Source organism: Streptomyces azureus, from assembly GCF_001270025.1.
GTDB classification, from domain to species: domain Bacteria; phylum Actinomycetota; class Actinomycetes; order Streptomycetales; family Streptomycetaceae; genus Streptomyces; species Streptomyces azureus.
On sequence record NZ_DF968382.1, the window covers coordinates 26,351 to 38,242 of the forward strand.

Consider the following 11,892-nt stretch of genomic DNA (forward strand, 5'->3'; position numbering starts at 1 on the left):
GTACGGATGCCAGGGGCGAAACAATCACCGCTGCCGCGAAAATTTTTGTGAACCGACCGGGTCCGGTGCCGAGGGCGGTACGGCACCGGACCCGGGCGGAAAGGCTCAGGGCTGGTACGAGGCCGCGCCCGCCGTGCTCACCACCTTGTCGCCGTCCGCCCTGCTCAGCAGCCCGGCCGTCACCCACGCGTCCACCGTGGACCGCACCCGTGCCACCAGCGCCCCCTTGTTCCGGAACGGCGCCCCCGCCCAGACCTCGTCCAGCAGCGTGGTGCCGTCCGGCTTCGCCGGGTTGGCGACGCCCGAGTCCCGGCCGCCGAAGACGACCTGCGGCTCCGAGCGCCGGAAGTAGGCGTGCGTCGGATCCTCCGTCCCCTCGGCGAACGGCGCCCACTCCCTCCCGTCCAGCGTGAAGTGCAGCGGCTTGTCCGGCACCGGTGTGAGGGAGTGCGACAGATCGCCGGACAGTCCGGCACGGCCGTACAGCCCGACCTTCAGATACTCCGTCGCGGCGTCGCGGGCGACCAGGTTGACCGGGCCGTGGAACAGCGTGTGCAGCGACGGGTCGTCGAGGGCCTTCTCCGCCCGCGTGCGGAACGGCATGGCGATGCGGACGGTGTCACCGGCCCGCCAGGTCCGCGACACGTCGAAGTAGCTCCCGGGCTTCGGAGTCCCGGACACCGCACGCCCGTTGACGGTCACCCGGAACCCGGCGGTCGCCCATGACGGTACCCGCAGCCGCAGCGTGAAGGCGGCACGACGGCCCCCGAAGGCCAGAGTGCTGCCCTGCTCCTGCGGATAGCGGGTGGTCTGCGTGACCGTGACACCCTTCTCGGCCCAGGTCAGCGTGGACGGGCTGTACAGATTGACGTACAGGGCACTGCCGTCGGCCTTCGCGAAGTACACCGAGTCCTGGTACTTCGTGGCGCTCTCCATGCCGGTGCCCTCGCAGCAGGTCGTCCCCTGCTTGGGCGTGTAATCACGGACATGACCGGGCGTCAGCCCGATGAAGTACGTGACGAGCGGCTTCTCCGCGTCCGGCTTGTCCTGCTTCGAGCCGAGCACCTGGTTGTACAGGGCCCGCTCGTAGTAGTCCATGTACTTCGGGTCCTGATCGTGGAAGAACAGGGTCCGGCTCAGCTTGAGCATGTTGTACGCGCAGCACGTCTCCGCGGTGGTCGCGCTGATCGTGCCCGCGATCACGTCCCTGGCCTTCCAGAACTCCTGGGTGCTGGTGCCGCCGATGCCGTACATGCGGTGCGGTACGACCATGTCCCAGAAGTTCTTCGCCGACGTGAGGTAGCGCTCCTCGCCCGTCTCGTCGTAGAGCCGCACGTACCCGGTGAAGATCGGGATGTGCTGGTTGGCGTGCAGTCCGTCGAGGATGTCGGTGTTGGCCGCGCACGCGTCGATCAGCCGGTCCAGGTCGAACAGCTTGGCCAGCGCGAGGTGTTCGGCCTTGCCGGTGATGGTGTGCAGGTCGCAGATCGCCTCGACGATGCCGCCGAACTCGCCGCTGGAGAAGATCCCCCACATGCGCTGGAGCGTTGACTCCGGCAGCTTGGACAGCCGCGAGTACATCCAGTCGCACATGCCGGACGCGAGGTCGAGGGCCCGGTCGTCGTCCGTGGCGGTGTACGCGTCCAGCAGACCCTTGAGGATCTTGTGCGCGGTGTAGTACGGCGCCCACACCTTGGTGTAGTCGGGGGTGGTCCGCGACTCCAGTTCGATGAACTGGGTCTCCGGGTAGGCCGCGAGGAACCCGGGGTGGCTGGGCCCGCCCCACGTGCGGCGCAGGGTGGCGGTCAGGCCCCGGCCGGAGGTGTCCGCGAAGGTTCCGCCCGCCGTCTCGTCGAAGGCGTACGACGCCAGGTCGCCCCGGCCCGTCGAGGCGTCGGCGGCCCGGCGGCTCCGCAACTCGGTGATCTCGTCGGCGGTCAGCGCCCGTGAGAAGACGTTGAACTCCTCGAAGGCGCCCGCGAAGACCGGGTCGGCGGAGTAGTTCGAGCGGCCGAGCCAGTTGTTCTTCAGGGTGCCGAGGGCCGCCGGTGTGAGGCTCATCGCGGTGTTGCGCGCGACGGCGGTGCCGTTGACGTAGAGCGTGCCGGTGCCGCCCGCGATCGTGACGGCGAGGTGACTCCACTGGTCCAGCGGCAGCGCGGCCGTGCCGTTGAGGGCCTGCTCGCCTCCGGGGCCCGACGTGGTGATGGCGAAGCGCGGCACTCCGGCCTGGTTGCGGGCGGCCAGATACAGGTAGCGGGTGGTGTCGTTGCCGAAGTCGAAGACGCGGGTCCAGTTCGCGTCGTGCGTGGGCCGCACCCAGACGGAGAGCGTGATCGCCGAGGCCCCGCCGAGCACGGCCGCGGGCAGGTCCACGTACTGGTAGGAGCCGCGCACCTGATCCGCGGCGGTCCCGAACTTGCCGGCGACGCTCAGCACCGCCGGATCCCGCCGCAGCGCAGCGCGCACCTCGGTCAGCGCTCCGACCATGGTGCCGATCCGGTCGGCGAACACCCGCTCCTTCGTGCCGCGGTACGCCTGCGCCAGCATGGTCAGGAAGTGGCCGGTGTAGTGGCCCCGCAGATTGCCGTTGGCCTCGCCGTCCAGTCCCTCCCAGCCGCCGGGGGCGACCGCGCCGCCCGTGGCGAGACCGGCGTTGGCGCGGAACACCTGGAGCAGCCGGTTCACGTCGTAGCCGCGGGCGTGGTCCAGCATCAGCTGCCGCTTGTCGGCGAAGACGCCCCGGCCGAGGCGGACGTCCTCCAGGTCGAACGGCCGTACCGTCCAGGCGGACGGGGCGCCGGCGGCGGTCGCGGCGGCCGCCGCGACCGCCGGGGCCGCGACGGCCCGGCCTGACGCCGCCTCGGACATCGCGGGTACGGCCGCGGCGAGTGTCGCGGCCTGGAGAAGGGTTCGTCTTGAGAGGGGCCGTGCCATGTGTGCGCCTCCACGGGTCCACGGACTCGAAGTATTCGATATGTCGAACGCTGTGCGAGTGATCGACCAGACGATAGGGAGGGGATGGGGGAGCGTCAACGGGTCGGGAGGGGTGAGTTGGAGAAAGGGCCCCTAGGGAAGGCGGGTTCACAGGGGTGGGTCAGGAAGGGGCTTCCGAGCGCACCAGCCAGTCGAAGGCAGCCTGTGCGGTGAACTCCTTCTGCCCGCCCCGCAGGAGCAGACCGGCGGTGGCGAACTCCGGTGCGTCGGCCTGGGCGGCGACGTAGGGGAGGGCGATGCAGCGCATCCCAGCCGCGTGCGCGGCGGCGGCGCCCGGGGTGGCGTCCTCCAGCACCACGCAGTCGGCCGGGTCCGCCCCGAGCCGGCGAGCCGCCTCCAGGAAGACGTCGGGGGCGGGCTTGCCGTGCGGGACCTCGTCCGCCGAGACGGCGGTCCGCAGGTGGGTGTCCAGTCCCGTGCCCGTCAGGACCGCCTCGATGGCCTCGGGCGAGGATCCCGAGGCCACAGCCATGGGCACGCCTTCGGCCGCCAACAGCTCGACGAGCTTGCGCATTTCGGGGTACGCGCGCGTTGAGCTGCGCGCCAGTTCCAGATACCGGCGGTTCTTGGCGGTGAACAGCTCTTCCACGGAGGCCCGCAGGCCGTACCGCTCGATCCAGTCCGCGACCGTCTCCTGCGTGCTGATGCCGACGTACCGCTCGTGGTCCGTCCAGCTGAAGTCGGGGACGCCGTGCTCGGCGAGGGTCTGCCGGCCCGCCTCGTAGTAGTTCGGCTCGCTGTCCACGAGCGTTCCGTCGAGATCGAAGATGACCGATATGCCGCCGAGACTGCTCATGGTTCCAGCATGTCAAAGACCATGATCCGCAAGACCGCCGGGGGTCAGGCCCGGGCCGCGCGGCCGATCGACTCCACCAGCGGCAGCAGCCGGTGGGGGACGCGCTCGCGCAGGGCGATCTCGGTGCGGGTGCGGACGACCCCGGGCAGGCTGATCAGTTTCTGGACGACATCCTCCAGATGCGCGTTGTCCCGCGCCACGACCCGGGTGAGCAGATCCCCGCCGCCCGTGATGGAGAACGCCTCGACGATCTCGGGCACCGCCGCCAGCGCGTCACCCACCTCGTCGAGATGGCCCTGGGTGACCTCGATGTGCACGAACGCGAGCACCGGATGCCCGAGCGCGGCGGGGGAGAGGGCCGGTGCCGTGCCGGTGATCACGCCCTCGCGCTCCAGGCGGTCGAGCCGGGCCTGCAACGTGCCCCGGGCGACGCCGAGGGTGCGGGCGTACTCGCGCACGCTCGTGCGCGGCTGCTCCAGCAGCAGCCGCAGGATGCGGGTGTCGAGCTCGTCTACGGCCATGCCCGTGCCCTCCTCGTCCGTTGGCCCTGCCGCGGCCGCTTTCCGGCTGCTCCGGCTGTACCAATGGCCCAGTCTAGAAGGAGCCTGTTGAGCCAGTGGCGTCCGGGATGCTGATATGGAGGCGTCGATGGCGCTGCGGACCCCGCGGCGCCTTTTTCATGCTTTCTCATCCGGCGTTCCGAAGGGGGCGGTAAGTGGTGCTGAAGAGGGTGTTCGTGGCTCCGGATCCGGGGCGGACGCGGTTGCGGTTCGCCACGCGTGCCGTGCTCGGCATCGCGCTCGCGGTCGCCGTGTGCGGCCTCGCCGGCCACTCCCTCACGGGGGCCGTCACCGGCGGTCTCGCCGCCCTGCTCGCCCTGTTCACCGTCACCGACGCCACCGTCCGCGGCCAGGCGGTCACCACGGCCCTGCTGCCCGCCGTCGGCCTGCCTGTGCTCACCGCCGCGGCCGGGCTGCACGACCACCCGGTGGCCCGCGACCTCATCTTCCTCGCCGTGGTCGGCGCGGGCGTGTACGCGCGCCGCTGGGGTCCGCGCGGGCACAGCCTCGGCGTGTTCGCGTTCATGACCTTCTTCGTGGCGCAGTTCCTGCACGCCACCACGGACCAGCTGCCCGAGCTGTACGCCGCGGTCCTGCTGTCCCTCCTCACCGCCGCCGTGGTGCGCTTCGGACTGTGGTGCTACGAGCGCCGCCTGCCCCCCGCCGTCGTGCCCGCCCCGCCGGGCGGTACCGGGCTGGCCCGGGTGACCACCCGCCAGGCGATCCAGGCCACCGCCGGCGCGGGGTTCGCCCTCGTCGTGGGCCAGCTGGTATCCGGGCACCGCTGGTACTGGGCCGTAGGCGCCACCTGGTGGATCTTCGTCAACACCGCCTCGCGCGGCGAGACCCTGGTCCGCGGCTTCCGTCGACTCCTCGGCACGGTCATCGGCATCGCCCTCGGCCTGGTCGTCGCCATGCCGGTGCACGGTGACCCGACCGTCACGGCCGTCCTCGCCGCCGCCTGCGTCTTCGGCATCTTCTACACGGCCGCCGTGTCGTACACCTGGATGATGCTCTGGGTGACCCTCCTCGCCGGGCTGCTCTACGGCCTCCTCGGCGTGCTCGGCCCCGGCCTGCTGGCCCTGCGGCTCGCCGAGACGGGCGTCGGAGCGCTCGGTGCCGCACTGGCCGTGATCCTGCTCCTGCCCGTCACCACCCACAGCGTCACCGACGCCTGGATCCAGCGGGCCCTGCGCTGTGTCCACGCCTGCACCGCCGAGACCGCCCGGCGCCTGGCCGGCGCGGCCGACGCCGACCCGGCCCCGCGGGTCGCGGAACTGGAGCAGCTGCTCGCCCGGGTACGGCTCTCGGTCGCGCCGCTGGTGCACCCGCTGAACCCGATGCTCGGCCGCAAGCGACGCGCCCGGCACGTGCTCGCCCTCCTCGACGGCTGCGCCCGGGAGATCCGGGGCCTGGTCGCCGTCGCCGCGGACCCGGAGGCCTCCCACGACGCCCGCTTGGCCGCCGCCTGCTATCGCGTCCAGGCCGCGGTCGAGGCGCTCACCGACGGCGGAGACGTCTCGATCCAGACGGACGACTCCGCCGCGACGGAACCCGCCCTGGCTCACCTGCACGGCCTGGAACGGGCCCTGGCGGAACTCGCCCGCCCCCTCCGCACGCCGTCGGGTTCGCCGCTGGTCGGGGCGTGAGCGCTGTACGGCGCGAGGGGCCCTGGCCGGGCCCGCTCGGCGGGCTTGCTCCGTCGCTGATCCGGGCTGGGTGCTGCACGCTCCTGAACGGGCCCTGCTCAGTCCTTGACCGTTTGGTCTAGACCGCGCGTGATCGGCTGCGCGGGCATTCCGGACGGTTGAGGGACGCGTTCAGGGGCGAGAGGGGAACAGCGGTGGCGCACGGCGGCAGGCGGCGGGCGTACATCGGGTCGTTCACGGCGGCCGACGGCCCCGGGATCGTGACGGCGGCCGTCGATGCCGACAGTGGCGCGCTGACCGCGCTGAGCAGCGTCGACGCCGTCCCCGACCCCGCATACCTGGCCCTGTCCCCCGACACGCGCACGCTGTACGCGGTCGGTGAGACGGCCGAAGGCGCGGTGGCCGCGTACCGCGTGGACGGGGACAGGCCCGAGCCGGCCGGGCCGTTCGTGCCGGTCGGCGGGAGCGGACCGACCCACCTCAGCCTGTTCGCCGGACACGTCCTGACCGCCTACTACGGCTCCGGCAGCGTCACCGCGACCCCCGTCCGCCCGGACGGCGCTCTCGCCCGGTCCGCAGCCCACGTGCTCCAGCACGCCGGCTCGGGTCCGCACACCCCGCGCCACCAGGGGCCGCACGCCCACCAGGTGCAGCCCGACCCGAGCGGCCGCTGGGCCGTCAGCGTCGACCTCGGCACCGACTCCGTGCGGGTCTGCACACTGACGGACGGCGCCCTCGCCTGGCCTGGTTCGCCACCGACCCGCGCACGGGCATTCCGCGACGCGCCGGCTCGATCGGAGTGACGGCGGAGTCGTGCGTGATCCTCGGCTGACGGGGATACGAGGGGGCTCGCCGCCCCGACGACGAAGGCCCGCTCCGAACCGGGGCGGGCCTTTCAGTCGTGCCAGGTGACGTCAGCGAACCGGCGTGCCCTGAGCCTGCTGCGGCGCGATCCCCAGCGCCGTCGTGTACTTGGCCAGCGCAAGCTTGCCGATCGCCGGGTACGCCCCGAGCGACTCGGCGGCGGAGCACTCCGCCTCCTTCGCGGCCTCCTCGACCAGCCCCGGCTCGATCTCCGGGCCGATCAGATACGGCGCGAGGGCCAGCTGCTGCGAACCCGAGGAGCGCAGCTGCTCGGCGACGGACGCGATGGAGCCCTCCTGGTCCAGGGCCGCCGCCATCACCGGCACCGCGAGGCGAGCGGCGAGCAGCATGCCGGTGATCCCGGCCGCCTGCACGGCCTCGTCACCGCCCACGGAGGCCAGGATGATGCCGTCGGCGGCGGTCGCCACGGTGAACAGCCGGGCGCGGTCCGCGCGGGCCAGACCGGCCTCGGAGAGCCGTACATGCAGCGCCTCGGCGAGCAGCGGGTGCGGACCGAGGACGTCGGTCAGCTCGGCGGCGATCCGGCTCTCCATGACGGCCTGGCGGACCCGGCGCAGCAGCGCGCTGTCCGGACCGGCGAGCAGCGGCACGACGACGGCGACCGGCCCGTCGGGCTCCCTGACGTCCATGCCGGCGGCACGCGCCTGCTCGAAGCGGGCGGTGCGCTCCTCGGCGGCGTACGTGAGCACGGCCTGGAGCGTGGGGAACTCCGCGTTGTCCCCGTCGAGGTACCCGATGCGGGCGTCGAGGCCGGGCAGCTCGGAGCGGGCGATGCTCACGACCTCTTCGGCGAGGCTGCGGGTGGCGCTACTGGGCGTGCCCGGCACGGCGAGGACGAGCGCGGGCGCGCCCTCGGGAGCCACCAGCGGCTCCGGACGGCGGTGCCGTCCGGGCTGGCGGGGTCGCGGCATTCGTACTGGGAGGCCGGACTCGGGTCCAGTGGGGGAACTCATGGCGCCGCATGTTACTGGCTTCTTGGGCTCCCCTGTTCGGGGAGGGGGCAGGTGAGCGGTATCCGTCCGGTTTTGTCTGATGAGTTACGTACGGATTGAATGACGTGCGGATGGTGCGTGATCGGATCAATCACCCGACCGGGTGGTCACGCTCAGCATGGTCTCGTCACCCGGCAGGGTGAGCGCACCGGCGCTAAGTTCGGCCGCCATGCGGACCGAGCCGTGCAGCGGATCCCCCTCGGCAGGCACCCGTCGCGCGTGCGGGAGCCGCTTCGCCAGTTCCTCGTCGAGGGGTGCGAGGAGCCGGTCGCCGATCCTGAACAGGCCGCCGGTGACGGCGACGCGCGAGGCGCCGCCGGGGCACACCGCCGCCGCGGAGTCGGCCATGTGCCGGGCGGCCGCGCGCAGGATGCCCGCCGCCACGGGGTCCTCCTCCGCGCAGGCGGCCACCCGGGGCGCGAACGAGGCGAGGGCGGCGGGCCGGTCCGGCCGCGGATACAGCGCGCCGGGCAGCCCGGCCACGGGCCCGAACACGTCCTCGGCACAGGCCAGCAGCCGGGCCGAGCCGCCCTCCCGCCCGTCGTGGGCCCGCAGCGCGGCCTCCAGCCCGGCCCGCCCGATCCAGGCACCGCCGCCGCAGTCGCCCAGCAGATGCCCCCAGCCGTCCGCCCGACGCCAGCCCGCCAGGTCGGTGCCGATCGCGATCAGTCCCGTACCACCGGCGATCACGGCACCCGGCCGGGACCCGAGGGCACCCACGTACGCGGTCACCGCGTCGGCGGCCAGCGCGACCCTCCGTACACCGAACTCCCGGGCCAGGGCGCCCGGCAGTTCGGCGCGCAGCCCTGCACCGAGGGAGGCGAGCCCGGTCGCACCGACGACGGCGGCAGTCAGTCGCACAGCACCGGCCTCGGCGGTCAGGGCACGCACCAGAGGCACGAGCCGCGCCATGAAGTGCTCGGGGTCGATGCCCCGGTCACCCGTGCGCACCGGCTCATCGGACGCCCGCCGGGCGAGCGGTCCGTGCTCGGCGGTTCCCACCACCACCCGGAGTCCGGACCCGCCGGAGTCCACGGCGAGAAAGCCGGAGCCTCCCGACGCCCCGGTCACGGCAGGCGCCAGTCCACCGGTTGGCCGCCCTGACGGATCAGCAGGTCGTTGGCCCGGCTGAACGGGCGGGAGCCGAAGAAGCCCCGGTCCGCCGACATGGGGGAGGGGTGAGCGGATTCCACGGAAGGCAGGTCGCCGAGCAGCGGGCGCAGGTTGCGGGCGTCACGGCCCCACAGGATGGACACCAGGGGCTTGCCGCGCGCCGCCAGGGCCCGGATCGCCTGCTCGGTGACCTCCTCCCAGCCCTTGCCCCGGTGGGCGCCGGGCTTGCGCGGGGCGGTGGTGAGCGCCCTGTTGAGCAGCAGCACGCCCTGCTGCGTCCACGGCGTGAGGTCACCGCTGGACGGCTGCGGCAGTCCCAGGTCGGCGTTCAGCTCCCGGAAGATGTTGATGAGGCTGCCGGGCAGCGGCCGCACCTCGGGCGCGACCGAGAACGACAGCCCCACCGCGTGCCCCGGGGTCGGATACGGGTCCTGACCGACGATCAGGACCCGTACGTCGTCGAAGGGTTGCTGGAAGGCCCGCAACACGTTCGGCCCGGCCGGAAGGTAGGTGCGTCCGGCGGCGATCTCCCCGCGGAGGAAGTCCCCCATCGCGGCGACGCGTTCGGCCACCGGTTCCAGGGCCTTCGCCCAGCCCGCTTCGACGATTTCATGCAAGGGTCGTGGTGCCACGGGCGTCACCCTACTGCCGTGCGGGCAGCGGCGATCAACCGGTGGCCAAGGGCCGCTCGTAAGCTCATGGCCCGCCTCATCCCCGCTTCATCCCCCGCCTCGTCCCTGCCTCAGCCGACTACCGCTGCCCGCACGCACAGCACGTCCGGCAGATGCGAGGCGAGCTGCCGCCAGCTGTCGCCGTCGTCCGCCGACGCGAACACCTCGCCGTTGCGGTTGCCGAAGTAGACGCCCGCCGGATCCGCGTCGTCCGTGCACATCGCGTCACGCAGCACCGTGCCGTAGTGGTCCTCCTGGGGCAGCCCCGCCGAGAGCGGCTCCCAGCTCTTGCCCGCGTCCGCCGTCCGGTAGACCCGGCACCGGCGGTCGGCCGGGACCCGGTCGGCGTCGGCGCTGATCGGGAACACGTACGCGGTGTCGCCTCTGTGCGGGTGCGCGGCCGCCGCGAAGCCGAACGTGGAGGGCAGACCCTCGCCGATGTCCGTCCAGTGCGCGCCCGCGTCGTCGCTGCGGTAGACACCCCAGTGGTTCTGGAGGTAGAGCCGGTCCGGGTTCGCCGCGTCCCGCGTCACCTTGTGCACGCACTGACCGAACTCCGGGTTCGGGTCGGGCAGGAACACCGCGGAGACCCCCGAGTTGGAGGGCGCCCAGGTCGCGCCGCCGTCCAGCGTGCGGAACACGCCGGCCGTCGAGACGGCGACCGTCACCGCTTTGGAGTCGCGCGCGTCGGTGAGCACGGTGTGCAGGCCCTCACCGCCACCGCCCGGCACCCACTTCGACCGCGTGGGGTGCTCCCACAGGGGCCGGACGAGCTCGAACGTCTCCCCGCGGTCCTCCGAACGGTACAGCGCGGCCGGTTCCGTGCCCGCGTACACCACGTCCGGCTCGGCGGCGGCCGGGTGCAGCTGCCACACCCGCTCCAGGGACGCCCCCGTGTCCTGGGGGAACTTGACGGCCGGCCGGGCCGGTTCCGTCCAGGTCCGGCCCAGGTCGTCGGAGTGGAACACGGACGGGCCCCAGTGCGAGCTGTCGCCGCCGACCAGCAGCCGCGGGGTCGCGGTGCGGGTGTCGATGGCGACCGAGTACACGGCCTGCGCGTTGAAGTAGGGGCTCTCGTCGAACTCCCAGGAGCCACCATCCCGCCGGCGCCCGATGAACAGGCCTTTGCGCGTGCCCACGGCGAGCAGTACCTCGGTCATGCCGATCACCTCCGCGGCGTCGTCGTCGACGCCCTTGTCTCAGACACGGGCCAGTCTGCACCCCACCACTGACAGTCACCCCCGGAGCGGACTCCGGCGCAGGTCAGCGCCGTGTCGGTGCCGCGCGCGGGGGTCTTCGCCAGCATCCGCGAAGACGCCGCCACGGACCGCGGCGCCCTCCCGTGGGTACGTGCAGTGAGCATCCAGCGGGCCTCTTCCGTATGGGGAGGGCGGCGGGATGGGCAGGCGCTCGTGAGGAGGAGCCTTCGATGGCGTTACGTGGTCCGAAGGTGTGGCTGTGGCGCTGGCGGCGCAATCCGCTCAAGCGACGCGCCGACAGGGTGGAGGCCTGGGTCGTGCTGGGCGTGTGGATGCTCACCGTGTTCGTCGGGGTGCTCGCCGGCATGACGGTGAGCCGGTCCGTCGAGGACGGGCTGGCCCGCGAGCGCGTCGAATGGCGCCCCCTCGTAGCCCGGCTCGCCGAGCGGGCTCCCGGGACGGCCTCGGAGAACGGCGACGTCTCCCGTGCCGAGTACGTCTGGGCGGAGGCCCGGTGGACCGCCGCGGACGGTTCCCCGCACTCCGGCCAGGTGCGGGTCCTGGCGGGCAGCCAGGCCGGTTCGCCGATCACCGTGTGGACGGACCGCGAGGGCCGCCAGGTGACCCGCCCCGTCACCGAGTCCCAGGCCCGCGTACGCGCCTTGCTGATCGGCGGTCTGGCGGGCGTCTGCGCGGCGGCCGCGCCACTCGCCGGCGGCCGCGCGGTACGCCGCCGCCTGGAACGCCGCCGCATGGACCAGTGGGACGCCGAGTGGTCCCGCTTCGGCCCGATGTGGGGGCGCACGACGGGGTGACCGGAGGGGCTGGTCCCAGTCTGGGCGGGGCGGGGCGGTCCCGGTCCGGTGAGGGTGGCTGGTCGCGGTCCGATGGGGCGGGGCGGCCCCCGTCCGATGGGTGCGGCCGGGGCGCAGTCCGGCGGGGCGGGGCGGTCCAAGCCCGGCGGGCGCGGCTGGTTCCACCGGACAAGGCAGGCCGGTCCCATCCGGAGGGGGGCGGGCCCCTCCCACCC

The 11,892-nt window shown here is 73.0% G+C and carries 9 protein-coding genes and 1 pseudogene; 3 read left to right on the forward strand and 7 right to left on the reverse strand.

Annotation, left to right across the window (positions count from 1 at the left end):
* Positions 1–105: 105 nt before the first annotated feature.
* The 3 genes from AOQ53_RS31495 to AOQ53_RS31505 all read right to left on the reverse strand — a co-directional run bounded on the left by AOQ53_RS31495 (position 106) and on the right by AOQ53_RS31505 (position 4,314).
* Positions 106–2,937 carry a beta-L-arabinofuranosidase domain-containing protein gene (locus tag AOQ53_RS31495; RefSeq protein WP_059422440.1) on the reverse strand — a complete coding sequence of 944 codons (2,832 nt, stop codon included), beginning with the start codon at positions 2,935–2,937 and terminating at the stop codon, positions 106–108.
* Between the two features lie 160 nt (positions 2,938–3,097).
* Entirely contained in the window at positions 3,098–3,793 is a 696-nt protein-coding gene (locus AOQ53_RS31500) for an HAD family hydrolase (protein WP_059422442.1), read from the reverse strand.
* A 44-nt stretch (positions 3,794–3,837) separates the two neighbouring features.
* Positions 3,838–4,314: an Lrp/AsnC family transcriptional regulator gene (locus tag AOQ53_RS31505; RefSeq protein WP_059422444.1), complete on the reverse strand. Its 477-nt coding sequence runs from the start codon at positions 4,312–4,314 to the stop codon at positions 3,838–3,840.
* 197 nt (positions 4,315–4,511) lie between these two features.
* Between AOQ53_RS31505 and AOQ53_RS31510 the strand changes: the two genes are divergently transcribed.
* Both AOQ53_RS31510 and AOQ53_RS31515 read left to right on the forward strand, forming a co-directional pair.
* Positions 4,512–6,002 (forward strand): FUSC family protein, encoded by a 1,491-nt coding sequence (locus tag AOQ53_RS31510; protein WP_059422456.1) that lies wholly within the window; start codon positions 4,512–4,514, stop codon positions 6,000–6,002.
* Positions 6,003–6,196: 194 nt separating this feature from the next.
* Positions 6,197–6,739: pseudogene (locus AOQ53_RS31515) on the forward strand (lactonase family protein); the annotation flags it as partial.
* Between the two features lie 177 nt (positions 6,740–6,916).
* Here AOQ53_RS31515 and AOQ53_RS31520 read toward each other — a convergent pair.
* From AOQ53_RS31520 to AOQ53_RS31535, 4 genes are all read right to left on the reverse strand, one after another.
* Entirely contained in the window at positions 6,917–7,840 is a 924-nt protein-coding gene (locus tag AOQ53_RS31520) for a sirohydrochlorin chelatase (RefSeq protein WP_059422446.1), read from the reverse strand.
* Between the two features lie 126 nt (positions 7,841–7,966).
* Entirely contained in the window at positions 7,967–8,950 is a 984-nt protein-coding gene (locus AOQ53_RS31525; RefSeq protein WP_059422448.1) for an N-acetylglucosamine kinase, read from the reverse strand.
* The gene (locus AOQ53_RS31530) at positions 8,947–9,624 is read right to left on the reverse strand and encodes a uracil-DNA glycosylase (protein ID WP_059422450.1); all 678 of its coding nucleotides are present in this window, start codon (positions 9,622–9,624) and stop codon (positions 8,947–8,949) included. The genes AOQ53_RS31525 and AOQ53_RS31530 overlap by 4 nt, the downstream gene beginning before the upstream one ends.
* 110 nt (positions 9,625–9,734) lie before the next feature.
* A complete protein-coding gene (locus AOQ53_RS31535) occupies positions 9,735–10,832 on the reverse strand; it encodes a WD40/YVTN/BNR-like repeat-containing protein (RefSeq protein WP_099054734.1) in 1,098 nt (365 codons plus the stop codon).
* 260 nt (positions 10,833–11,092) lie between these two features.
* Here AOQ53_RS31535 and AOQ53_RS31540 point away from each other — a divergent pair, with 260 nt between their 5' ends.
* The gene (locus AOQ53_RS31540) at positions 11,093–11,677 is read left to right on the forward strand and encodes an Rv1733c family protein (RefSeq protein ID WP_059422454.1); all 585 of its coding nucleotides are present in this window, start codon (positions 11,093–11,095) and stop codon (positions 11,675–11,677) included.
* Positions 11,678–11,892: the final 215 nt, after the last annotated feature.